This is a genomic window from Paenibacillus amylolyticus (assembly GCF_051136285.1).
GTDB classification, from domain to species: Bacteria; Bacillota; Bacilli; order Paenibacillales; family Paenibacillaceae; genus Paenibacillus; species Paenibacillus amylolyticus_F.
In genome coordinates, this window is sequence record NZ_CP194938.1 from 2,086,264 (window position 1) to 2,111,137 (window position 24,874).

The 24,874-nt window shown below is 48.0% G+C and carries 21 protein-coding genes and 2 pseudogenes; 13 read left to right on the top strand and 10 right to left on the bottom strand.

All coding sequences use genetic code 11. The annotated features are described in order from the left end of the window. Nucleotides 1-537: 537 nt before the first annotated feature. The 4 genes and pseudogenes from recQ to ACR8BL_RS09270 all read right to left on the bottom strand — a co-directional run bounded on the left by recQ (nt 538) and on the right by ACR8BL_RS09270 (nt 6,884). Nucleotides 538-2,418 (bottom strand): DNA helicase RecQ, encoded by a 1,881-nt coding sequence (gene recQ / locus ACR8BL_RS09255; RefSeq protein ID WP_434752346.1) that lies wholly within the window; start codon nt 2,416-2,418, stop codon nt 538-540. Between the two features lie 325 nt (nt 2,419-2,743). Beyond that, a pseudogene (locus ACR8BL_RS09260) lies at nt 2,744-2,845 on the bottom strand (PD-(D/E)XK nuclease family transposase); the annotation flags it as partial. Beyond that, a complete protein-coding gene (locus ACR8BL_RS09265) occupies nt 2,841-4,724 on the bottom strand; it encodes an ABC transporter ATP-binding protein (protein WP_434752347.1) in 1,884 nt (627 codons plus the stop codon). The gene ACR8BL_RS09265 and the pseudogene ACR8BL_RS09260, both read right to left, overlap by 5 nt. Nucleotides 4,725-5,030: 306 nt before the next feature. Continuing rightward, nucleotides 5,031-6,884 carry an ABC transporter ATP-binding protein gene (locus ACR8BL_RS09270; protein WP_434752348.1) on the bottom strand — a complete coding sequence of 618 codons (1,854 nt, stop codon included), beginning with the start codon at nt 6,882-6,884 and terminating at the stop codon, nt 5,031-5,033. 121 nt (nt 6,885-7,005) lie between these two features. Here ACR8BL_RS09270 and ACR8BL_RS09275 point away from each other — a divergent pair, with 121 nt between their 5' ends. Both ACR8BL_RS09275 and ACR8BL_RS09280 read left to right on the top strand, forming a co-directional pair. After that, on the top strand, nt 7,006-7,899 hold the full coding sequence (locus ACR8BL_RS09275; RefSeq protein WP_434752349.1) for an AraC family transcriptional regulator: 894 nt from the start codon (nt 7,006-7,008) through the stop codon (nt 7,897-7,899). A 16-nt stretch (nt 7,900-7,915) separates the two neighbouring features. After that, complete coding sequence (locus tag ACR8BL_RS09280; protein WP_434752350.1) at nt 7,916-8,440, top strand: DUF5412 family protein; 525 nt, start codon at nt 7,916-7,918, stop codon at nt 8,438-8,440. A gap of 299 nt (nt 8,441-8,739) precedes the next feature. On the opposite strand, the gene ACR8BL_RS09285 is transcribed toward ACR8BL_RS09280, so the two are convergent. The 5 genes from ACR8BL_RS09285 to ACR8BL_RS09305 form a co-directional block, all read right to left on the bottom strand. Then, nucleotides 8,740-9,825 carry a glycosyltransferase gene (locus ACR8BL_RS09285; protein WP_434752351.1) on the bottom strand — a complete coding sequence of 362 codons (1,086 nt, stop codon included), beginning with the start codon at nt 9,823-9,825 and terminating at the stop codon, nt 8,740-8,742. 637 nt (nt 9,826-10,462) lie between these two features. Further along, nucleotides 10,463-11,236: a class I SAM-dependent methyltransferase gene (locus ACR8BL_RS09290; protein WP_434758344.1), complete on the bottom strand. Its 774-nt coding sequence runs from the start codon at nt 11,234-11,236 to the stop codon at nt 10,463-10,465. Continuing rightward, complete coding sequence (locus ACR8BL_RS09295; RefSeq protein ID WP_434752353.1) at nt 11,196-12,728, bottom strand: nucleotide sugar dehydrogenase; 1,533 nt, start codon at nt 12,726-12,728, stop codon at nt 11,196-11,198. The genes ACR8BL_RS09290 and ACR8BL_RS09295 overlap by 41 nt, the downstream gene beginning before the upstream one ends. Before the next feature lie 34 nt (nt 12,729-12,762). Continuing rightward, nucleotides 12,763-13,752, bottom strand: coding sequence for a polysaccharide biosynthesis protein (locus ACR8BL_RS09300; protein ID WP_434752354.1), 990 nt, complete (start codon nt 13,750-13,752; stop codon nt 12,763-12,765). A gap of 17 nt (nt 13,753-13,769) precedes the next feature. After that, nucleotides 13,770-14,459 carry a glycosyltransferase gene (locus ACR8BL_RS09305; protein ID WP_434752355.1) on the bottom strand — a complete coding sequence of 230 codons (690 nt, stop codon included), beginning with the start codon at nt 14,457-14,459 and terminating at the stop codon, nt 13,770-13,772. A 314-nt stretch (nt 14,460-14,773) separates the two neighbouring features. On the opposite strand from ACR8BL_RS09305, the gene ACR8BL_RS09310 reads away from it, so the two are divergent. Continuing rightward, nucleotides 14,774-15,484: a GT-D fold domain-containing glycosyltransferase gene (locus tag ACR8BL_RS09310; RefSeq protein ID WP_434752356.1), complete on the top strand. Its 711-nt coding sequence runs from the start codon at nt 14,774-14,776 to the stop codon at nt 15,482-15,484. Nucleotides 15,485-15,740: 256 nt separating this feature from the next. Here the strand turns inward: ACR8BL_RS09310 and ACR8BL_RS09315 are convergent, their stop codons facing one another. Next, on the bottom strand, nt 15,741-16,148 hold the full coding sequence (locus tag ACR8BL_RS09315) for a hypothetical protein (protein ID WP_434752357.1): 408 nt from the start codon (nt 16,146-16,148) through the stop codon (nt 15,741-15,743). 190 nt (nt 16,149-16,338) lie between these two features. Between ACR8BL_RS09315 and ACR8BL_RS09320 the strand changes: the two genes are divergently transcribed. The 10 genes and pseudogenes from ACR8BL_RS09320 to ACR8BL_RS09365 all read left to right on the top strand — a co-directional run bounded on the left by ACR8BL_RS09320 (nt 16,339) and on the right by ACR8BL_RS09365 (nt 24,868). After that, on the top strand, nt 16,339-17,481 hold the full coding sequence (locus tag ACR8BL_RS09320; protein WP_434752358.1) for an RluA family pseudouridine synthase: 1,143 nt from the start codon (nt 16,339-16,341) through the stop codon (nt 17,479-17,481). An 81-nt stretch (nt 17,482-17,562) separates the two neighbouring features. Then, nucleotides 17,563-18,141 carry a DUF1273 domain-containing protein gene (locus ACR8BL_RS09325; protein WP_434752359.1) on the top strand — a complete coding sequence of 193 codons (579 nt, stop codon included), beginning with the start codon at nt 17,563-17,565 and terminating at the stop codon, nt 18,139-18,141. 250 nt (nt 18,142-18,391) lie between these two features. Continuing rightward, entirely contained in the window at nt 18,392-19,207 is an 816-nt protein-coding gene (gene speD, locus ACR8BL_RS09330) for an adenosylmethionine decarboxylase (RefSeq protein ID WP_434752360.1), read from the top strand. Nucleotides 19,208-19,438: 231 nt separating this feature from the next. Beyond that, nucleotides 19,439-19,849 carry a flagellar basal body rod protein FlgB gene (gene flgB, locus ACR8BL_RS09335; RefSeq protein WP_434752361.1) on the top strand — a complete coding sequence of 137 codons (411 nt, stop codon included), beginning with the start codon at nt 19,439-19,441 and terminating at the stop codon, nt 19,847-19,849. 239 nt (nt 19,850-20,088) lie between these two features. Then, nucleotides 20,089-20,574, top strand: a pseudogene (locus ACR8BL_RS09340) (GNAT family N-acetyltransferase); the annotation flags it as partial. Between the two features lie 228 nt (nt 20,575-20,802). After that, nucleotides 20,803-21,225: an NUDIX domain-containing protein gene (locus ACR8BL_RS09345; RefSeq protein ID WP_434753060.1), complete on the top strand. Its 423-nt coding sequence runs from the start codon at nt 20,803-20,805 to the stop codon at nt 21,223-21,225. Then, nucleotides 21,222-22,097, top strand: a complete 876-nt coding sequence (locus tag ACR8BL_RS09350) for a helix-turn-helix domain-containing protein (protein ID WP_434758345.1) — start codon at nt 21,222-21,224, stop codon at nt 22,095-22,097. The genes ACR8BL_RS09345 and ACR8BL_RS09350 overlap by 4 nt, the downstream gene beginning before the upstream one ends. A gap of 112 nt (nt 22,098-22,209) precedes the next feature. Further along, nucleotides 22,210-22,746, top strand: coding sequence for an ankyrin repeat domain-containing protein (locus ACR8BL_RS09355; RefSeq protein WP_434752363.1), 537 nt, complete (start codon nt 22,210-22,212; stop codon nt 22,744-22,746). Nucleotides 22,747-23,018: 272 nt separating this feature from the next. Further along, nucleotides 23,019-23,534 (top strand): sigma-70 family RNA polymerase sigma factor, encoded by a 516-nt coding sequence (locus tag ACR8BL_RS09360; protein ID WP_434752364.1) that lies wholly within the window; start codon nt 23,019-23,021, stop codon nt 23,532-23,534. Continuing rightward, nucleotides 23,531-24,868: a DUF4179 domain-containing protein gene (locus ACR8BL_RS09365; RefSeq protein WP_434752365.1), complete on the top strand. Its 1,338-nt coding sequence runs from the start codon at nt 23,531-23,533 to the stop codon at nt 24,866-24,868. The genes ACR8BL_RS09360 and ACR8BL_RS09365 overlap by 4 nt, the downstream gene beginning before the upstream one ends. Nucleotides 24,869-24,874 lie beyond the last annotated feature (6 nt).

Sequence of the window (24,874 nt, forward strand, 5' to 3'; positions counted from 1 at the left end):
TCCGCATCTCATAAACAAATCCCCAATTTGTCTTTCAAAGAGTGGACACCTCTTTTAAAAACACATCCACTCTCCACCCAACTGAAAACACAATATATAGACTAAACTCCATCAAAATCACTATATACTGTGCCAATATTCGTTAGCAACCTTTAACGTCAATGTCCACCCTTTGAAAGACAATCTCTCTCATTTTGTCTACTCTGCAGGGACACATTTTAAGATACATATCCTGATTTGTTTCCGTTTCTTTTTTGATCTTGCCTCTGGTACTGTTTCTGATTCTGCTTCTTGTCTTGTTCTGCTTCTACCTCTGCATCTTTTTCTGCATCTGATTAGGTTCTGTTCTCGTTCCCATTTCTGTTTCTGTCCATATCTCTGTCTGTGTCCGATTTCTATCTCCTAAACTTTAGTCTTATCTTTAATCTCTAATTTTTCTAGAATTAGTCTTCAGGCACAGGTCACTGAGCACAGATCAGATCTCACTTGTCTCTTGTCATTTATCCTCATCTTTCATCACTCATTACATATCACATATCACTCATACTCATAAAACGCGTCATCGTCCGTGTCCACTTCTTCACCAGATTGCTTCTGGAAGAATTCCAGGAACGGCAGTCCATACTTGCGGTACTTAACTTCACCGACCCCTTTAATAGTCAGCATGTCACGTTCTGTCTTCGGACATACCACACTCATCTCACGCAAGGTTGCATCGTTGAAGATAATATAGGATGGCACATGTTCTTTGGCAGCCAGATCACGACGGATCAGACGAAGCTGTTCAAACACAGTTTCGTTCACTGCTGAAGGCATTGCATCACGTCCGCGGCGTCCGCCATAGTTTGTACCGGAAGCCGTAGCGGCTGTTTTGCGCACGACACGCTGCATGACTTCGCGTTGACCTTTCAGCACTTCCACCGCCAGCGGCTGTAAACGTACTACGGGATATTGTCCCTCAGACAACATCAGATACCCTTCGGATACCATGACGTTGATGATCTCTGCAATTTCGCGCTCTGTGCGATTGCCCATTACACCATAGGTCGGCAAGGAATCGAAGCCGTAGTCCAGCACCTTTTTGGCACGAGAGCCTTTAAGCACCGATGCCACAAGTGATACCCCGTAGCGTTCACGCATGCGGTGAATGCAGCTGAATATTTTTTGCGCATCAATGGTCATATCCACCAGCTCACGTTCGTCAGTACAGGAACTGCAGATGCCGCATGGCTTGTCCTCGTGCACTTCACCGAAGTAATCCAGTTGCGCACTGCGCAGACAGCGTGTGGTATAACAGTAATCCACCATCTGTTGCAACTTGCGGTAATCGTTGGCTTTGCGGTCACCCTCCATCGGGTTCTGCTCAATCAGGAACTTCTGAGTAATGATGTCCTGCGCTCCGAATAGCAAAATACACTGACTCGGCTCACCATCCCGTCCTGCACGTCCGGCTTCCTGTACATACGCCTCCATATTCTTCGGCATGCTGTAGTGAAGCACATAACGTACGTTGGACTTATCGATCCCCATCCCGAATGCATTTGTTGCCACCATCACGCGGATATCATCATACAAAAACTGTTCCTGGCTCTGAGCCCGATCATCGTCCGTCATACCTGCATGGTAACGTCCTGCGGGCAAACCTGCCTGCAGTAAACGCTGATGCAGATCGTCCACGTCCTTACGGGTCGCGGCGTATACAATACCTGGCTCGCTCGCATGTTCGCGCGCGTAGTTTAAGACAAAATCCTTTTTACTCTCGCCGCGCAGCACGCTAAACGCGAGATTATCTCGCCCAAGTCCGGTCACATACGTCTGCGGGTCCTGCAAACGCAGCAGCCGCAGTATATCGCCCATGACCTCGGGCGTCGCTGTCGCCGTAAAGGCCGCAACTACCGGCCGCTCCGACAAACTATCCACAAACGGCGCTACCGCCAGGTAGCTTGTCCGAAAATCATGTCCCCACTGTGACACACAGTGGGCCTCATCCACAGCAACGCACGAGATTGGCAGCTGCCCCATCTCCTCGCGGAACCAATCCAGCTCCAGTCGCTCCGGCGCGACGTAGAGCAACTTCAGCTCCCCACGCTGCGCCGCACGGATCCGCTCATTTACTTCTCTGCCGCTTAACGTACTATTAATATAAGCGGCGGCAATGCCAGCGGTCGTCAGCGCATCGACCTGGTCTTTCATCAATGATATTAACGGGGAGACGACCAGCGTCAGCCCCGGATATAACAAGGCAGGAATCTGGTAACAGATCGACTTCCCGCCTCCGGTTGGCATAATACCCAGCGTATCCTCGTATTCGAGCAGGCTGGAAACGATCTTTTTTTGACCCTCACGAAAATCGGGGTAACCATAATATTTTTGCAGGAGACCCTGCGCTTCTTCTAATGTAGGTGCTTGCACACTCATGTAAAGACTCCTTACTTGTCACCGGTGTTGTTACACCAGCTTGGTTCTATCCGATTCTGACATCCGGACGGGGCATCTTCGCCGCATCCTTGACAACAAAATGGCGTTCTCATGACTTGTCCGTCAAGCAAAACGCCGCTCCCTTTAGTTTAACGGGCTAGCCCCGAATGAGCAACCGCGTTTTACTGTAAAACGCTTGAACCTTTGCAGACACACGTAAAACAACCGTTCATCCCGGGTGGAGACAAACGGCTGCTTTCCTTTTTTAATAAACTATTTTAGCTGTAACATGCAGTTTTAGCTTTTAAGCGCTTTTACCTCAAACTCTGTTAAACCGCTGCATTTCAATGTTTATCAGCTTACCTCCTGCCGTTTTAGCCCAAATATCAAAAATCGACTGTTTGTCTAGGGAAGCATCTTTATTACTCCCCCGATGCTGCATCCCTGACATTCATGCCATAGTATAAACCTTTCTGCTCCATCAGCTGCTCATGCGTGCCATCCTCCGCAATTTGTCCATGCTTCATCACGAGAATACGTGAACACTGACGGGCGACCTCCATGCGATGAGTTACCAGCACCCCCGTTTTCCCTTGCACGAAGCGGCGAAGTTGTTGCATGACGAACTGCTCCGTTCGGTTATCCAGCGATGAAGTGGGTTCATCCAAAATATACACATCTGAAGATCTCATCATAAGCCGGGCAAGGGACAGACGCTGGCGTTGACCTCCAGACAGATTAGCCCCTTTTTCTTGCAGGATCGCATCATACTGACCTTCCTGAGCCTCAATAAATTCCTGCAAACCAGCCTGTCCCGCTGCAAGTTTCACTTCATTTAATGTAGCGTCCGTACCCAGACGGATATTCTCTTCGATCGTGCCTGTAAAAAATGCCGGTGACTGCGGCATATACGTCAGCCGGGATTGCTGATCCCGAGCCATAATCTGCTCTACATCCTCGTTACCCAGCATCACACGTCCATACGTCGGATGGATTAATCCCGCGCACACTTGACATAACGTAGACTTCCCGGCTCCGCTGCTTCCCACTACAGCTACCAGTTCACCGGGTACCAGTCTGAGCGTGATCCGATCCAGAAGGGTTCGACCGCTGCTTTCAGCCGACACCGTCACCTGATCCAGTGTCAAGATGGGCTGTTCATTTTGCAGAAGTACTCCGCGTTGTGAACTGTTTTGGTTTACACCGTCTAGTTCTGTTCGCTGTGCTAGATTAAGCCATGTCGATATTCGTGCAAATGCACCTATACTCGCCTGCATTTGGCTCCACTGGCTCGACAAACCCAGGACAGGCCATACCACAAGTTCAAACAGCAAGCTGCTTGCCACAACCATTCCCGGTGACAAAGCCCCCCTCGCTGCAGCTAAAGCAATCAGAAATAATGCTGCCAATTGAGCCAGACCAAATACGGCCATCGCCACATTATCCGATACACTCAAAGTCATCTGCAGCTTCGCCTGCACACGGTTAAGTAGTTGTTGCTGTGTACGCAAACGTGTGAGAAACCATGGCGAAGCGTTGTAGGCCTGGATCACAGACACACCTTCCATGTACTGTTGAATCTGCTGCTGTGACTCACCCTCCAAAGACTCCACTTCATCCGACAACCTTATAATGCGCTGGTCATATACCCTGGCCGTAAACCAGATCGCCGCCGCACTGACAAGTGCAATGACTGCAACCCATGCATCTGCGCGATACAAGTACCCCAGGGAGAGAACGATAATAAAAACAACCGTCACTCCTTCTGCCATCGCCTCCAAGACTTCTGCACCATGCTTAGTATCTTCCTTGATTCGCAGCATCACATCCCCGGACTTCTGTCTACGAACCCATGGATAAGGCATCCGGTTGAGAAGCTTTAGCAGGTTCATCGACATATCCCTATGCATGGATTCTTTGAGCCGTACAAGTACATAACGATGCATCGCCAGTAATACGATAAACCCGATCAACACAGCGATAAAAGTTACCGCCGTGGCATTCAGTTTCTCCTGTCCACCGTCATGAATTGCATCAACGAAAAATCCCTGCACAAAAGCCAGACCCCAATCGAACACCGCGTCCGCTGCAATAAAAAGAAACATAATAATTACCGCCCATCTATAGGGCTTCATAAAGCGGACAACCACCGGCCATACCTTTCTCAGAGATGCTGGTTCTTTGGCCTTATTCACATCCTGATTTTCATCACTGCTATGAGGTCCCTCTTCAATTATGCGTTTATGTTCCTCTACATCTATGCGCTTATTTCCCTCTACTTCATTGCTCTTAAATTGCTCTTCCATCTATGCTCCTGCCCTCCACCTCTATGCGCTCATGTTCATTTTCCATCGACAGCACTGCTTAAATGTGTATCGGCTTTTTGTGAACACGTTTCATTCCCTTTCTGCTTATCTTCATATTCATCTGACATGCTGTATATTCATCTGACATGCTGTTCCTCCAGTTTTACTTATACTTCTACCTTTACCTTCGCGGGCTACCTCAATCTCATTCTTCACCTTCACTTTTAAGAGTGCTTCTGCTTTTTTGCCCTGTTATTTATTCAGACGTCTTACTTCTCTATTGATTTGGGTACTCTTTCGATCTGTTCACACCCGTTCTGGCGCTTTTTCATCTATTCGTTCTTCTGCATCCTGCTCCGCAAGGTAAGCAAGGTAACCATTCTCACGATTCAGCAGTTCACGGTGAGTGCCGATGTCTACAACTTCTCCATTCTGCATATAGATCACCTGATCTGCACACTCAATCAAAGATAACCGATGAGTGACTGCAATGATCGTTGTGTCATACTCCGCAGCTAACACAGTAAATAGCTCGTTCAACTGTTGCTCATACCACGGGTCTTGTGAGGAGGTTGGTTCATCCAGCAATAAAATTTCCGATTTTCTTAACACCGCTCTGGCGAGACTGATCCGTTGAAGTTCTCCGCCAGACATCGTTCCTTCTTGCGGCTGAAGCTCTGTCTCATAACCATCTGTCTGGTTCATAATGGCATCATGCGCATGAGTCATACGGGCAGCAAGTTGTATTTCTTCCGCAGACACCCCTTCAGCACCAAATCTAATATTATCTTCTACGGTTCCTGAAAAAATGAAGACTTGCTGCGGAACGTAAACGTGATTTATACCCGTTGCTATGTTCTGAACTGGGCACTTAGAGGCTGCCGATCCCACAGAGTCCTTATTGGCAAGCATGGATGTATTTGATGTATTTGGATTGTTCAGCTGGATTGAACCGCTCGCAGGGGCATGTAATCCAGCAATGACTTTCAGTAATGTAGTTTTTCCGCATCCGCTAGGGCCTGTAATTACCGTAAGTTTGCCTTTGGCGGCTGTAAAAGAAATGTTCGATAACACTTCTTCTTGCTCTGCATACCTGTAGGAGATCTGGTCTACATGAACACCTTCGGTCATAAATTTGTGCTGCGGCTGAGCTGCAGCCGGTTTCTTTTTTTCCAAATCCAACATCTCAAACACACGGGACGCATGAGAAGCTGACCCAATGACCTCACTCCATAAACCTGACAGTGCCTCAATCGGACGTGTCAACTGACTGCTTGCGACCAGAAAAGCCGCCAATCCGCCCACATCCATATGTCCGTTCAGCACCTGGATTCCACCGAGATACAAGATCAGGATCATGCCCCCGTAAGTAGAAACCCGTCCAGCAGCCTCCGTCAAACGCTGTAATACCGAAACGGACATCGTACGCCTAAATACCTTATTCATTCGTCTGCTAAACTGTTGTTGCATATAACCCGAAAGTCCGTAGCTGCGGATTTCCACCGGGGCTTGAATGATATCCGTAAGCAATTCATCCCGCTCCGCTGCACTTGCATTCAATCGGTCGTGTTCTCGTTGCAGTTTTTTTCCGAGTCCTGCCGTTACCAGCGGATAGATTAATGTGAACGCAATAATGGCAAGAGCAAGTTGCAGGTTAACCCAGCTGAAATAGGCAAAAGCCAGAAGCAATTGAATCATATTTTTCGCAAGTTCGATCCCGTGTTGATTGATGCCTTTTTGAGCCTCCGTAGCTGAAGTCCATACTCTGGATGTGAGATCCCCCAAATGATACCTTGCCAGTTCTTGTGTATCGGTTAGTCCAAGGGAATGCAGCAGCCTGGACTGTAAAAACACCAGTGTTTTCTGTTGAAATAACGTCTCCGACCATGTTGTGAACAGGCTTACCATGGCACGCAGCACAACAATAGAAACGCCGATGGTCAACCCTGAATAAATTAGAGAAAACTGTGATTCCGCTGCGCCTTTGACCAATCTGCGAATCGATTCCAGATACCCTACTTCCACCAGTGAGGCAGCCAAAGCCGCGACGAGCAGCGGGATGATAAACATGCGATATTTTCCGGTTAATGTCCATAGCCTTGTTAGCATCTGGATGGGCTTATATGTTTTTTGGTCTGTTATGGTTTGGTCGGCTAACATATGTAATTACTCCAATCTTGTCATAAAATTAAGTATCTGGTTATGATATCATCAGTGATAAGGAAAAAATGAACATTTCTTGCTATCCCCTATAAATCAGGACGAAATAAGGAGATTGTATATGCAACCAGATCTACTGCAGACATTGGATACGTTGTTTGATTACATAGAAGACCATATTCATGAGAAGCTGACACTCGATCATCTCGCGTCGATAACCCACATCTCCAAGTTCCATTTACATCGCATGTTTAAACATGCCAGCAGTCAGTTGCCTGGAGAGTATATCCGCGCTCGCAAATTGGCCCGCAGTCTGGAACAATTAGTTGATCTGAACTGGAAAATCATAGATATCAGCGGACATTATTCTTTTGAACATGAGCAGTCTTACATTCGGGCTTTCAAACAGGCCTTTGGCATAACGCCTCTGCAATATCGCAAACAGGGTTCTGGTGATTTACAGTTTACGGCTCGTATGACTTCATCAATGATTACGGTCCTTCCGTATGGATATATTTTTCATCCAATTTATGTACGGAAACCTGCGATGAAGCTCATCGGTCAGCAATCCCGGATTCGATATGTGGACAATGAAGAAAATTATGAATCCAATTCAGCAGGCAACCTCTTCTATGAAAAGTACTTTCATCTGATCCCTAACGTGCTGCATGATAACGTATATATTGGATTTACCAATGAGATGAAAGAACATCACAGTACCTATCAGCCATCGGTCGAAGTCACAAGCTTGGATGAGATCCCGGAGGAACTGAGCGGCATCGAGGTGCCCGCCAATCAATATGCCGTGTTCAAATTTGTCTGTGATTTCCATCCGAGTCTGATCAATATCGATCATCTGGATAGTGTCTGGACGTTTATCGATGAATACTGGCAAAGTCATTCCGGATACATGAAAAGTGATGCTTATTATTTTGAAAGAATAGACGGCAGTCTCGCCCAGGAGCATTACGGAGAACTGGATATTTATATCCCTGCCAAACAGGTTACGCTCTAAAGGAAGGTGCATGATTATGACAAAAGATAGAACTCCTGGCCCGGATTCATCTCCGATAAACGCACACCAATCTTGGATTCTCAGGCATCCAAACACTTCGATATTTATCACCTTGTTTGTGTTGCCCATCGTGGCTTTGACGCTTTTTTTCACGCTTCGGCCCTATCTTTCCACATTTGATCGTGCCGACCGGGGTGATCTGAGCTATTCCATGCCATCGCGAAATGGAGAATACACGGCAGAACTATATGGTGTTCCCTATGGCGGTGCAGCAGGTGGGGTCACGATCTGGGTGGACGTAAGGAAAACAGCGGATAAAAACGCTTCGAATGCTAAAAGCATCTATCGTGCAGATTTTCATGGAGGAAATCACCTCGAATGGGAAAGTGAAAATACCCTTCGCATCGAAAACCGGAACGAGTATAGTAACGAGACGGTTACCTTGAATATAGATGAAGAAATTTATGATGGATGGGGCTGGGCTTGCAGCAGCTTGCGCACAAAAGACCAGTATGTACGATGTTTGGAACCTGAATTATGATCAACAGATGCTGATGAAATATTCTGTCATGACAACTTCGCTTGGAAAAATGGATATGGAAGATAAGTTCAGTGGTTCTAAACCCGGTATACATTGTTCATGCTAAAGCAAAAGTAAACCCCGTTTACCGACTTTCTCGGCTAAACGGGGTTTGTTTTTTATTTGCCCACTGTAGTAAGATCATTAGTTGATTGCTATATATGAAAACTATTATGATTCCGTTTCACCAATGGATTGCTAGCTTCATTCTGTTGGATACCTTATCTTCACTTTCAGTTTTGGTTCCATTCTTACATGTGTTACCCTTCGCTTTCTTTCCGCTGTTTGCGAATTACGGCTTCGAGCTTCTCCCGATTCCCGATCAGACCTGGATCATCCGGCAGATACTTCCGAGCTTTTGTGTTATGCAACAACGCCTGCTCCCAGTTGCCCAGATGGGCATAACAGAGCGATAACCTCGCATGTGGCAGCCACGTTCGGCAGGCCGCCGGTACAGGGCGCAGACCCGGATCGCGACTGCTCACATCCACCGCCTGCATATACCAATAGATGGCGGTGATAATTTCTTGCCGCTCATGGAAGCAGGCGGCAATGGCGCAGCAGAAATCGGCATGCGGCAGGTCGTACTGGAACGACTGCAGCAATGCGCCCAGCTTACGGCCCGGCTCGCCAAGCCGCTCATGGCATTCCGCCAGCCTCGTGCAGGCAATGAGCCGGTCCTCGCGGTAACCGCTGGGCTGCTCCAGCAGCTTCGCGTAACCGCGTGCCGCCGCTGCGTAGCGCTGGCGGTCATAACATTCGCCTGCATAATAGAACAGCAGGCGTCCTTGGGCTATGCCCTCTTCGGCGATCCATTTGCGCAGAATGCGCACGTTACGCGCCGAATGATTGCCCGCCTCGCGGCGATGGGTGACGGCAATATCTGCCGTCATGACCTCGCCTTGCGGGAAGCGCAGCTGCTCGTGCAGCCGGCCATGCCAGCGGCAACCGGCATCCCGCTTGACCAGGCGAAGCCGGCGGTCCGCCACCAGCGGACTTCCCTCCGGCCCCTCGGCCAGCGTATAGTTCAAGATCACACCTGCCGTCTTGCCTCCGGACGTCAGCTGATCCTTCAACACGGCAAGTTTTGCCCGTTCCGCGGGCAACAGCACATCATCCGCATCCAACCACAGGATATACTCCTGCGTGGCTCGGGCGAATGACTCATTCCGCGCTGCAGCAAAGTCCTCGTTCCACGTATACGTATAGACCTGGTCGGTATACTTTGCAGCGATGTCCATCGTTCGATCCGACGAGCCTGTATCCAGGATGATAATCTCATCCGTAATATCAGCCACCGAATCAAGACAACGCGCCAGTGTGCGTTCTTCGTTCTTCACAATCATACACAAGCTGATGGTGATCACGTTTTGAGCCCCTTCCTGCCTCACGCGTACTGATTCCCACAACCAAAGAGATTAAGCAACTTCTGAAAGATCTAAAACTTCTAACGATCACAGATGACGCTATTTAGCACATTTCATAGCTTTTGAAAATCTAACGATCACAGATGACCCTATTTTCGCATTTCAGGCCTGAATTTGAGAGAAATCGCTGATTTCAAAGCAAATAACGTCGCTGGTGATCGTTAGAATTCTGTGAGCTTCAAAATGACCTTATAAAGGCTTCTGGTGATCGTTAGAAAAACTTGCTTCATTATACTTACTGGTAGTGGGAGTGTTGCTACCGCTGATGACTGTAGGTGCCGGTGATACCCATGCTAATTGTGCAGTAGCTTGCAGTAGCGGTAGTTTACCTGAGTTAGCGCAGTTAGCGGTTGTGGAGTTAATGTTAGTTTTCTTCGTGTGTTAGTGCCTGAGTGTTGGTGTGATTGCGGGTTGGTGCGATTGCGGTATTACTACTTTACTATTGGTGTTGATGATCTACATACATGCTAATGCTTACTGATGTCAGGCTTAAGCTAGTGGTGTTGGTGTTGGTGTTGGTGTTGGTGTTGGTGTTGGTGTTACAACTCTGCACCGCTTATCCTTCTTCATTCTCCCGACGGCGTATGCGTTTCAGTTGATCCACGGCACTGTCCAGCGCTTTTTTGCGCTGTTTCATGGAACGCAGATGCTGCTGCTCGACCTCTACAAAATGAGTATGATCCAGCTTCATCCAGTCCAGCACTTGTTTCACGGTAGGTTTGATATCAAGCTGTACTTTCTGCCGTTTGCGCGCCACACAACATAGATATTTATGATGCACTTCCAGTTTCCATACTTCAAAATACGGTAATAAACACATCGCCAGATTACTCGCATAGAACGTCTGCTTATGATCATAGAATGGATGATAGCCATAAGGAACGGTAACGATGAGTGTACCTTCCTCTCCAAGCATACGATGAATCTGCAACAGCAGTGTCTCCGGATGAGCAAAATGCTCCAGTACCTCCCCCAGCAGAACGCTGTCAAACGTCGTTCTGGCCTTCCACTGCGTGATGTCCAGCATACGGAAATCTACGTTATTACGGACAGGCTTCGATTCTTTGGCGAGTTCCTCTTGTGCATAGCGAATACTCTCTTCCTCCAGATCCACACCTGTCACACGACACCCCTCGCGCCCCAGCAAAATCGATGTAATTCCCTGACTGCATCCCACATCCAGAATGCGTTTGCCTGTTGTCTCCCGGCACATCCAGTGCACGCGAGTCCTCGTTGCTTCATGAGAATCTTCGGAATTAATCTCCCCGTAATACCGTTCGTTGACCCGGTCATGATTCGCCATAGCCATCTCCCGTTTTTCCGTGCACATTTTTTAAGTCTCGATCCGTCCTTGCAGCCTTCTGTGCTTTCCCATGGGCATGTCGCTCTGGCTGACCGAGTACAACGATATTGTCTCCACGGCATCCGGCGGTAGCATTTCGTGTGTCAAAAATCTGCCGTGCATGATCCGCCATCTCCTGGTAATCAAACGCGGAGTGGTCGGTTGTGATGATCACCAGATCGGCCCATGTCCACAATTCGGGCGAAGCAGGCCGGGACTGGAGCATGGAGCCATCATCTTGACGGAATACCGGTACCATCGGATCGGTGAAAACAACTTCGGCTCCCGCTGCGCTTAGCAGCCGGAAGACGTCAAGCGCAGGGGATTCGCGCAGGTCGTCAATATCTTTTTTGTACGCCATACCCGCCAGCACAACGCGGGCTCCGCGCACGGAAGTACCACGTTGCTCCAGCATGGCTACTGCACGCTGAACCACATGCTCCGGCATCTGCCGATTGGTCGCATCTGCAAGCTCAATGAACCGCAGCTCCGATCCCTGGCGATTGGCTGCCCAAGACAGATAGATCGGATCAATCGGAATACAGTGCCCGCCAATACCAGGCCCAGGATAAAACGGCATGTAGCCAAAAGGCTTCGTTGCCGCTGCCTGTAACACTTCCCAGATGTCCACTCCCATCTGCTCACAAGCCGGGGTTAACTCATTAACCAGCGCAATGTTTACGCTGCGAAACGAATTTTCGAACAGTTTCGCTGTCTCGGCGACGGTTGTTGAGCTAACAGGCACGACTTCGTTCAGAAACGAGCCGTAGAATTGTGTTCCATAACTCAGACAGGCGGGAGTCGAACCGCCGATGATTTTCGGGGTGTTTTTCACACCATAATGCACACTGCCCGGATCGACTCGCTCTGGAGAATAACAGACATAGAAATGATCACCCGCGGTCCAGCCGCGCGCTACTTCTAATGGCTGTTTTACATGCTCTTCCGTAGTCCCTGGATACGTGGTGCTCTCCAGAATGACAAGGCTGCCCGGCTGAAGATAGGGGGTCATGCCCTCCACGGCTGATGAAATATAGGATATATCCGGCTGATGTTCATCTGTTAACGGAGTCGGTACACAGATTACAATGACATCCGCACCTGCGACTGCTGCATAATCTGTTCCTGCCGTTAATACATTCGCATCCAGCAACGTTTGAAGCACCTCATCTTCAATGCCAATAATATATGAATGGCCTGCGCGGAGCTTAGCCACTTTGCCTGCATCGATATCAATGCCGTGCACCTGGTAACCGGACTGTGCCATCTCAACGGCCATCGGTAGACCCACGTAACCAAGACCAATGACAACAGCCTTCAGGGAGCGGTCATGAATGCATTGAAGCGTGGTCTGCAGTGGTTTCGGATAAAGTCGCTTCAATTGCTGCTGTTTCCGGCCACGGTGCTCTCCTGAAGTCTGTGCCTGCTTCTCCTTTTCTTCTTGACCTTTCTCTTCGGGATTCAGGCTGTTTTCACTCATCTCTTCCACCTCCAAACGTTCCGCCTCCCTTCCGTTAGTTGATATACCCTCCTGCCCGCAGAAACGCTGCAATCGCCGGTTTGTTCATCATTTCACTGTCTGAGCGATACTGGTCAAACTTCACATGTGGCAACGGATCATAATGCTTCGTCAGTCCTTCGTCGGGATGCTCTGGCAAAATGACATAATACTGCGCATCGTACTGGCGTGTACGCGGTGCTTCAAATGGCGAGATCAGCACTTCGTGCAGCTTTTCTCCGGGACGGATGCCTGTCACTTTGTAATCGCCTGCCGGGCGACCAGCTTGTTCCAGCATGACGGAAGCCAGATCGGTCATGTTGCAAGCTTTCATTTTCATAACAAACGTCTCTCCGCCTACCGCCGCTTCCGCTGCTTTGAGCAATAAATGAATCGCCTCGGTGCGGGTCAGGAAAAAACGGGTCATGCCTTCGTCCGTGATGGTCAGGCTTTTGCCTTCATCAATCTGCCGCCGGAACAAGGGAACCACACTGCCGCTTGTACCCAGCACATTGCCGCCTCGGATACATACAAAACGCGTTTTCTCGCTCAGCCAATTGGCACGAATCATCATTTTTTCGCCCAGCGCTTTGGTCATACCGTACACATTAATGGGATCAACCGCTTTGTCGGTGGATACGTCGATCACTTTCGGGATCTGCATGCGAATAGCCGCCCGAATTATATTCTGTGTTCCGATGACATTGGTTTTGAACGCTTCATCCGGCTGATCCTCACAGACCGGAACATGCTTCAACGCTGCCAGATGAAAGAGCACATCCACACCTTGGCACGCCTCCTCCACTGCCCGGTAATCCCGAATATCTCCGATGATGAACCGGAGACGCAGATCATGATTGAACTCGCGCTGCATCGCAATCTGTGCATACTCGTTCCGGGAAAACAGGCGAATCTCCGCCGGATTCTGCGCAAGCAGTACCTCCGTCAGCTTCTGGCCCCAGGAGCCGGTTCCTCCGGTGATCAGAATTGTTTGTCCTTGAATCATGGATGAATCCCTCCTGTTCAGATCATGAATTCACGTAAAACCTGCGCCATCTCTTCGGGGTTCAAGCGGTCTTTAGGCGGTACTTTTTTGACCGACGTATTGCTCGCATGCACGATATTGACGTAGTTCCGCGGTGCAAGCAGTTCATGCGGCAAGTCGATGACATTGCCATGTGTACCTCGGCCCGGAAGTTTGACACGATATCCAGCGGCATATTCCGCCGTTTTGTAGAGATATACATAAAATTGAGGTGAACGGTGAAATGCTGGAGCCATCTCATTGTTTACACTGTCCCACAGATAACCATTCTGGTTGATCAGCGCCATTGTGCCCGGCTGCGGCTGCACATCATAGAGCTGTTGCACAAACGTTTTGTGATACAGATCATCCGAATCCAGACGGGCAATGTAGATGTCCTCTACATCTTTGGCAAACTCCAATATGGCTCGCACACTCTCAATATGAGTTCCAAAACGAATATTCGAAGGCAGCGGCTCCTGCCCCGCCAGAATCTCCTGCATCAGTTCTCCAGATTCCTTCGAAAGCTTCACTACCGTCAGGAAATCCTGATTCGTCTGAGCCTTGAGGCAATGCAATGTAAACGTGCGAAAAATCGTCATGCGACGCTCCAGCCATTCGCGGGTCAGCCGCTGCGGATCTAACCCGTAGTTATTGAAGTTAATCTCAATCACAACTTTCCTGGACATACCCTTCCTCCTCATGAACGCTGTAAGCCCGTTTGGCCGAGTACAGTCGTTTTCATAGTTTTCGAAAATGAAAGCTAGCATCTACAAAACTCTTTCCTCGCGCTGATTCCTGTCACGTGAATACTCTCTTAAAATGTCAGCACTGTATAACGTATGAACGCTTAAACATTCCTGCACCGACATATGTACTGAATTTCTTATAAATAGATTGATATACATCCCAAGTTATCTCTTGGGGGCCGAACACACAGATCACGGTTTCTCTCGCAACATAGAATAGAGGAGCGTTATTTTCAAAGGGGGCAGGCATTCAAATGAATTCGATGTATCTAGAAATGCAGGACGTGCTCGATCAGCTTGAAACAGCCTTGCGCGAACAGCGTCCATTCTCTCTGGTGCGTGTGGGGGATGGCGAGAATATCGTCATGTCACAAGAAACCGTATGGCCTATGGAGCAAGTGCTTCAGGAACGCTGGGTGGTCAAAGCCAATCTCGGACAAAAGGGACTCCGGCTTCCCAACCTGAAGATGCGGGACGAAGTAGCTGCTTCTTTGAAACGAGCTACCATAGTCGGTGTCCTTCCCCGCGGAGACAGCACCATCAAAGCTCCGGATTATCTCAAGCGACCACTAACCGATATGATCTTTGCTCACTATGGAATCACGCCTGCATTGACCTGTCATGCTTGTGTGAATCGTGAACTTGTGCAAGTTCCGCGATTCTGGCAGATCCTTGCTGGCAAACGTGTGTTGCTTGTTACGCGTGAGCTGAATGAGTTACAGGCTGCGCTCGTTAAGGAGCCTTACCATCTAAATATCGTAAGTACACTCCCTTTTGACAGCTACGATCAGATGGATGAGACCTTGCAATGGATTCAAACCCATCGGGATGAATTCGATGTCGCGCTTTTTTCTTGTGGCGTCAACGCAGTCATTCTTGCAGAACGCACAGCAGCACTTGCAGGTAAAGTCGGCATCGATTTTGGCAAAGCTAACAATATGATTTTGAAAGGGCGCGCCAACTAACATGCACTCACTTTATCTTGTGGCTCCTGTTGCGGGCGCACATCCTCAATGTGCACAGCACAGTTATATACCAGAATTCAACCCCCCCGCCTGCTATGGCCGGGGGGGTTGAATTTACATCGAATGAAACAAATTAATGTAACGAAACAAGCGGTAACGTTATACAGGTGCTGGTAACGCAAAAAAATCAAATCAGCATTCGGTGCTTGTACCCTCACTCCGCGTTTCGAGCCTCAACGGATTCGTGTATACCTTGTTAGTCGGTCGCAGCAATGCCGTAGAACATCTCCGGGCCAGTTCGCACCGCTGTGGACACACCAGAGATAAATGAAGTATATACATTTTCCAGCGCTGGTGGTGCAGCCAAATCCTGAGCTGTAAACGAATGGAACTCGGCTCCGCCATTTTGCCCGATTGTACCTTCTGCACGATAGATGATGAAAAACGGATCGTACAGAAAACCACGCACAATCTCTACAACAAACGTATCGCCCAGTTCTCCTGTAACCCCCACCGTGCCGTTGAAGGTAATGATCGGATTAATGACCCCTTGGGTTTGAAGACCGATTACACCGAAGGGTTCAGGAGATTCGGACAAAGGCAATCCCGGCGCCCCTACGTATCCCGAGTTCTCCGAGGTTCTCATATCGAGAAACACGCCCATGAAGTAACACCTCCAATGTTATGGGATATCTTATCCTATGAATCTGATAACTCTTCGGATTGGATGGTTGGCAGATTTGATGAACCTATTTTTAATTCCGTGCGGATAATGGTATATTGAACTGCATAACGAAATGAACGGATCGTATGCACACAAAGGGTACAGGCTGTTCAGAAGGAGATAGTTATTCATGAATAAACGCAAACGCTCAACAGGCGGTACATCTGCCAAAGGAAAATCATACGGAGGTTCTTCCAAGCCGCATTCCGGCCGCTCCAATACTTCATCATCCAAACCGAATTCCCCTCGCTCAAGAGATGCTGCCAAAAATGTTTCAGACACCCATTCGCCTGTGACCCCTGCAAAAAGCGGTGGTAAAGGTACCAAACCGGCTAAGATATCCAAGCGTCCAGGCAATGCACATTATCGCAAGTCCGAACCGCCACGTCAGTACAAAGTAACAGAGCCGGATGAACTGCTGAATTTCCTGCTGAAACATCTGAAGTCCGGACGAAATGCCGTAAAATCCATTTTGGGACGTGGGCAAGTATCCGTGAATGAGAAAGTGGTGACCAAGTTTAACGAGCCGCTGACGCCTGGACAGGTCGTATTCATCAGCAAAGATGGTGCGGTTGCCGCTCCTTCCCTGACGGGCATCAACATTTTGCACGAAGACGACGACATCATTGTTATTCGCAAGGAAGCAGGATTATTGTCCATCGCAGCAGACAAAAGTGATGATCTGACCGCCTATCGCCAGCTCATGTCACATGTGCGTCGTACCAACGAACTGAACCGGATTTTCATCGTGCATCGTCTGGACCGGGACACCTCGGGTGTGATGATGTTTGCCAAAAGTGAAGAAGTGCAGCAGCAGCTGCAAAATAACTGGAAAGAAAATGTACAGGACCGTGTTTATGTCGCACTGGTTGAAGGCGCGGTAGCTCAAGAAGAAGGCACCATCTCCTCTTGGCTGAAGGAAACCAAAACGCTGAAGATGTACTCCAGTTCCCGTCCAAATGATGGACAACATGCCATCACTCATTATAAACGTCTGAAGTCGAACCGCGAGTTCTCCCTTCTGGAGGTACGTCTGGAAACCGGCCGCAAAAATCAGATTCGTGTGCATATGGAAGATCTGGGGCATCCGATTGCCGGAGATCGTAAATACGGTGCACGTACGAGAGATCTTGGACGTCTGGGATTGCATGCACGCGTACTGTCATTCATCCATCCAACAACAGGCAAGCTGATGACATTTGAGACGGATATTCCGAAGCCATTCCTGTATCCGTTCCGCGGAGAAACTACACCAGCTACGCCTGCACAATAACGTGCTCATACGAAGACGGATGGAATGCTGGAATGTTGTATCCCACCGTGATTCCGTCCGTCTGAAAGGAGGTTCTCACGTTTGCATAACCTGTTCATTACCGGTTACCGTGCCCATGAACTACAGATTTTTGGTCAGAAGCACGAAGGCATTCCCTATATAAAAAAAGCCATCGCCTCCCGCCTCACTCCGCTTGTAGAGGACGGACTGGAATGGGTGCTTACCCCCGGTCAATACGGCGTTGACCTGTGGGCCTGCGAGGTTGTGCTGGAGCTGAAACAGAGTTATCCACATCTGAAGCTGTCGATCATCACCGCTTTTCAGAACCCGGAGGAACAATGGAAAGAAGATAAGCAGGAGTACTACCGTTCCATCCTGTCCGGTGTGGATTATTATGGCGCAATCAGCAAACAGCCGTATATCGGGCCATGGCAGTTTACCGCACGAGACGATCTGCTGCTGCGCAAAAGTGACGGTCTGCTGCTTGTCTATGATGAGGATGCCGGAGAAGGCAGCCCCCGTTTTGTGAAGGAAAAAGCGGTGAAAAAACAACAGAACGAACATTATCCGATCATTACGGTAACTTCTGAGGACATTCAGTCTGTCGCGGAGGAAGAACGTATGAATGATTTTGGTTACGATGAGGACTTGTCCCTATAACATAAGATGCTGCGCAGCCCATGCTGTGCAGTTTTTTTGTGCTGCCCTACTCACACTGCTAAGGAAAAGACTCTATAAACTTCATAATCCTTCTTAACGTTGGTTTATTCGGTGCATAAACAGAACTAACGGAGAGTACTTCGCTCACCATGGAACGTGCAGGCTCATGTTTTTTTTCGGGCAAGGTTGGGTATAAGTAGTATTAAAACTGCGATTTTTATGTCGTATGGGACAAAGGGGAACTGTAACCATGACTTTAACGCCAGAGCAGCGCATTCAGCTGCACGGTTTCAACAACCTCACCAAGTCACTCAGTTTCAATATGTACGATATCTGTTACACCAAGACCAAAGAAGAACGTGAAGCTTACATTGAATATATCGATGAACAATATAACGCAGACCGACTGACTCATATTTTGAAAAATGTATCGGACATCATCGGAGCACACGTCCTGAATGTCGCACAGCAGGATTACGTTCCTCAGGGCGCCAGTGTAACGATGCTGGTCTCGGAAGGCCCCATTGTCGAGATTCCCGAAGAATCCTTCGATGAATCGCCTGGACCCCTGCCCGATAATGTAGTCATGCAGCTGGATAAAAGTCACATCACAGTCCACACTTATCCCGAATTCCATCCGAGCGAGGGCATTAGCACCTTTCGAGCAGATATCGACGTGTCAACCTGTGGTGAGATTTCACCGCTGAAAGCGCTGAATTACCTGATTCATTCTTTTGATACGGACATTATGATTATGGATTACCGGGTGCGCGGTTTTACAAGGGATACGAGCGGTCGCAAGCTGTTTATTGATCATGAGATCAGTTCGATTCAGAATTACATTCCGGACGAGATCAAAAGCGGCTTTGATATGATTGACGTGAACGTCTATCAGGAGAATATTTTCCACACCAAATGTAAGCTAAAGGAATTTGATCTGGATAATTATCTGTTCGGGTACACCAAGGACAAGCTCAGTACATCGGAACAACAGGAAATCACCGAGTGGCTGAAGCTGGAGATGGACGAAATTTATTACGGCAAAAATATGAATCACTCTTCCTGAGTAGTTATCGAAAAGAATATAACGACGACAAAGATAAATAATGATGATCGGCTTCTTGGACAGAAGTTAGATCGATCATATGCTTATCTTTTTTCGTTGCCTATTATGGAGTTATTGATAAGATGCGGGTTGCAGATGCTAGATTTTAAAAGTCCTCAGCTTGACAGTGTGCGGGCGAATTTCTTAAAATAGAGAGAACTGCACTCGGATGCGGTGAAGGAGGATCAGGGTATGATCGAAACGAATACAACCAGACGTAATGAATCCCTTTTGCAAGCCCTAAACGCACGACATGCAGCCATCACAAACAACATTGCTAACGCCGACACACCCAATTACAAGAAAACAACCGTTGAGTTTCAAGATGAGCTTAGACGCATCATCGAGAATGGTAAAACAGGACAGCTCCGGATGCAGCGGACACACGAGAAACATTTTCCAGTCAGCAACCCAAATGACTCCATCGTTCAATACCGAGTCATGCAGAACAACGAAACCGCTATGAACAATAACAACAACAATGTAGATATTGACCGAGAGATGGCGCAGCTTTCCGAGAACCAACTCATGTATAACTACATGGCTGACCGCGTCAGCGGACATTACAAAAAAATGAAAAATTTATTGAATGATTTAAAATAAAAGCCTATACCAGCAGCCCTTGTGGCTGTTTTTTTGTATGAGGTAGTGACATTGTGACTCCTTAATAGAAGTTACTACCCTGTATTTCGCAGGCGGTAGCTTCTTTTAATTCCATCTGCCACAAACCTCCCCCTCTTCGTCGCCAAGCCTTGGTGATCAACGTGTAAGTTCGGTAATATTTCCAACTGTAGTATAATGGTAAAAACGAAGGAATTTATATCCTGTAAAAGAGGTGCAACATGGCTCGTCATTACAATGCTTTTCAAGGCTCTAAGGTTAGACTCGCACCACCTTGCCCTGAAGATCGTGTTCAGATCGCACATTTCACCGAGAACTATGATTATATGCGTAACATGGATACAGATATTGCGACTCCACTAACATCGGATGAAACAGGAGCGTCTTCGGTTCGCAACGGTCAAGATTTCGAATTTGCACTGCGCACCTTGGAGGATAACCGCTTTCTCGGATTTGTCGCCATCTATCGGATTGAATGGAATAATCGCTCTGCACAGCTGGCTATTGGTATTGGTCATGAACGTGATCGTGGCAAGGGTTACGGCAGCGACGCATTGGACTTGATTTTAAGATATGCATTCCATGAATTGAACTTGAATCGGATCGCTCTGGACGTCATTGAATACAACGAAATCGCAAGGGGAGCGTACCTGAAAGCCGGATTCCGCGAAGAAGGTCGACATCGTGCTGCCGTGCTACGGGACGGTACACAGTATGATCTGATCCCAATGAGTATTCTCGCAGCAGATTGGTCTGCTCAGACGGGATATCCGGTTTCATTTCGCCCGGCGGCTGTTGTCCCAGCCGATTCTAGTACTCATCATAATTCGCTTTCTAACGATCACATGGATTCTCTGTCGAATTCAGATTCTGTACGTCCTATCCGTTCAGTAGAATCTGCGAGTGTAAGAATTACCTCGGATGCCACTCCCCGGATCGGCGTAGGTGCTGTAATCCTTAATGAACGAAACGAAGTACTGCTGGTTTGGCGTAACCGTGCCCCGGAACAGCATACCTGGAGCATTCCCGGCGGGAAAGTCGATGCGTATGAAACGCTCGAAACAGCTGTGATTCGCGAGATTAAAGAAGAAGTCAATCTGAATATCGCTATCGATGGTCTGCTCTGTACTGCTGAAACCATGCGTCCAGAGCTACAGGAACATTGGATTTCCATGATTTACTCCACCCAAGTCATCGGCGGGGTAGCATGTAATCTGGAAGAAGGCGGAGCGATCGGTGAGATCGGTTGGTTCCCGCTTCATGAGTTGCCTTCTCCACTCGCCAGCTTTGCCATCCCGGCATTGGAAGCAGCGAAGCGTCAATACCCACAGAAAAACGACACCGATAGCTCACGATGAATACCTTTACGGGAAATACGTTAACGCAACGCAGCATCCCTTTCATATTGCACGAATCCAGAACTCAGTTCGACTGGAGAGGTCAAGGGGCTCTTTCATTGAAAACCTTTCGTTACGGAACTTCGTTATATGAAGCGGGTCATGGACATTTTTCCGTAGGTCATGATCGATATTTACTCCTGAACGAAGGACAGGAATATCAGTTGCATATTGATTCACCTGTGCCCGTCGAATCTTTCTGCATCTTCTTTCCTCCTGGTATGGTTGAAGAGGTCGGGCGGAATGTCTCAAGCAGTGATCGATATCTTCTGGATGAGCCTTATGCTCTGTCCTCTGCTTGTTCAATGGATTGGGTGGAACGAACCTATTCGATGGAAGATCCATTGGGTGCTGCTCTTGCGCGGCTGCGTTCTTCCTACGTTTCTAAGACCCTAGATGCCTGGGGATTGGAGGAGCAGCTTCACCAGCTTGCATTACATATGCTCGTCTTACATCGTGAGATTCGCTGTGAAATAGACCAGCTTGATATGGTGAGATCTTCTACCAGGGACGAATTATATCGCAGAATCTACATCGCACATGAGTACATGACAGCCTACTATAGTCAGCCTATTACGCTTGCAGAGACTGCCTCAGCCGCGCATCTGTCTGTAAATCATTTTCTTCGAAATTATAAGAAGCTTTTTGGCATTTCGCCGCATCAATTTTTGACAGAACGCAGACTTCAAGCTGCCTGTCAGCTGTTATCAAACTCAGATCTCCCCGTCACGGAGATCTGTTATAGAGTCGGTTTTGAGAGCTTAGGCTCGTTTAGCTCTCTTTTCTCCAGACGATTCCATCTCTCCCCTTCGCAGTATCGGATAAAAAGGTGATTATCGATAAGCGCCGCTAATATAAACTGTGTATCATGAAGTTAGCTTTGGATTAGCTTATGAAGCAGCAACACAACCTAATATATCTATACGAACGTGGAGGTTAGTACATATGACAGATGCGAAACGGCAAACAGAACAGGTCGATCAGCTATTCCAAGCTGCACAAGATGGCGATATGGCAACACTTCAGTCCCTGCTTGATGTGCACCCGGAACTTGCGAACACAGAAAACAAGGATGGATTGACACCTCTGGGATATGCCGCACACTATGGGCAAAAGGAAAGTGTACATACCCTTATCCAACACGGAGCTGATGTGAATAGCATCTCCCACTCCCTGATTTCCTTTATTCCTTGCAACACAGCCTTGCACGCTGCACTTGCTGGGGAGCGTTCTGCAGAAGTGATCCGTCTATTGCTTCAATATGGCGCATCTACAAACATTGCTGACAGTGATGGACAGCATGCACTGCACACCGCAGCCTTTCATACCGATCAGACAGTGATTATTGATATGTTGCTTGAATATGGAGCCGATCCTATGGCACCTAATACTTCAGGTGAAACGGCACTGGACATTGCGGAGCAACGTGGGAACATTTCTGTCGCAGCTCGATTGCAAGAAGTAGTGACGAAGCTTCCCTGAGATAAGTGGATGGATCTACGCTACTATACCCTGTAACTCCATCTACACTTGAGATCAAAACTGTGCCTGAAACTATATTTAAGGCAACACGGATAACCGTTAGACTCGTTTTGGAGCAGCAATGCCCATAGGAGATCTACCGGTTTTTTGCTGTATAATGCAATAGAAACTTTTCTGAAATGGAATACATTCATATTTTTTAAAAAAACACAAGAACCGTTCGGGGACTTTCTCTGTCTAATACGAAACAACATCAGCAAAGGAGGAGCCTTGTGACCCCTACCGAACTTACGCGAGCTGCACAGAAAGGGGATGCTGCTGCTTTTGCAGCCTTAATGGAAATGCATCACAACCGCCTGTACCGGATCGCCTATGCCTATCTGCATAACGAGGGCGATGCACTGGAAGCGATACAGGAAGCAACCTACCGAGCATTCCGCAAACTCAAAAAACTGAAAAAACCCTCTTACTTCAGCACATGGTTGATCCGCATTCTTCTGAATTACTGTGCAGATGAACGCAAACGTAAATTTCGATTCAGCCCCGTCACGGAAATTCGGGAATCCAGTCGCTGGGATCGCCCTGAGGACCCTGATCTGGCCGCTGCAGTAGCCGCCCTGGAACCGGAATACAAACAAATTATTATTCTGAGTTATTTCGAAGGTTTCTCGCTGACCGAAGTCGCCGACATTCTCGAAATCCCGGCAGGCACGGTAAAATCACGACTGCACCGCGTGCTTGGAAAACTCCGGGATCAACTTGAACCGAAAGGAGAACAATCATCATGACCGACGAACACAACCCGTTCGAAGCATTGGAGGCACGTCTTCAAGCACGCAAGGCCGAATATGATGCTATCGATGTACCCCATGCCGCAGCATCCAGAGCTGTGCAGGCCGGGATTCAACAAGCTTCACATAAACGAAAATCAAAACTGCGCTGGCTAACCAGTTCGATCTCGGCAGCCGCCCTGATTTTATTGTTCACTGGCTGTATTCGGGTATCCCCTGCCTTTGCGTCCTTTGTCGAACAACTGCCTGGCATGGAAGGTGTCGTCAGCCTGATCCGGCAGGATAAAGGATTAATGATGGCGATTGATCAGTCCCTCTTACAGAAAGTCGGGATCACCGATGAGCATGATGGTGGTTCGGTAACCGTAGAAGGCATTATTACAGACGAGTCACGTATGGTTATTTTTTATAAAATGAAAGGCATGAAAGATACGGAGAAATTCAACTATGACATCGACTTGCTTGATGAAAATGGTAAAGATATTCCTGTTGTTTATGGTTATTCCGTACCTAACTCTGATTCAGATGATCAGGTGTATGAAAACTTTATTGATGTCGTCTTCACCGACAAAGCCTCCCCTCCGGATGTGTTAACTGTGGTCTTCAAATCGAGAGACGATGCCCATCCAGGCGTATGGAAAGTAACCCTGCCCGTAGATAAAAATCTGACCAAAGGTATGAAAAAGGTCATCCCTGTGAATGAAAGCTTGGTCATTGACGGACAACGTATCCAGGTGAAACAAGCCACCATGTATCCAACCCGTTTGGTGCTTGATGTACAGATGGATCCAAACAACACCAAGAAAATCTTTGGCCTCAGCGATTTACAATTGGTTGATGAACAAGGACGCGCCTGGAGAACCGACACCTCCATCGGGGAAGATACACGTTCCATCTATTTTGAGAGCATGTATTTTGCCAAACCCAAAAAGCTAACCTTGCAAGGTTCCGGATTCTCAGGTCTTGATAAAAAGGAGTTGGATTTCAGCCTCAACCTGAAGACACGTGAGATCACGGGCGGCCCTTCCGGGCTTCAGATGCTTGGCAGCAAAGTGGAAGGTAAAGATCTCATTATTGATTTTTCTGTTCCTGACAACATGGAAAATAGTTACGTCTTTAATTTCAGCAAAGTGAAAGACAGTTCAGGTAAAACGTATCAAACCCCTAGTGCCAGCTGGAGTCCGGGATATGGAAAGAATCAAAATCATACCACGGTTTCAATCACCATCGAAAATGGTGCGAAACTACAGGGTGAGCTTCAGATTAAAATTTCTACCTATCCGTCCAAAATAAAGTCACCTTTCTCACTAGAAATCCCTGTTAATCCTTAATTCAAT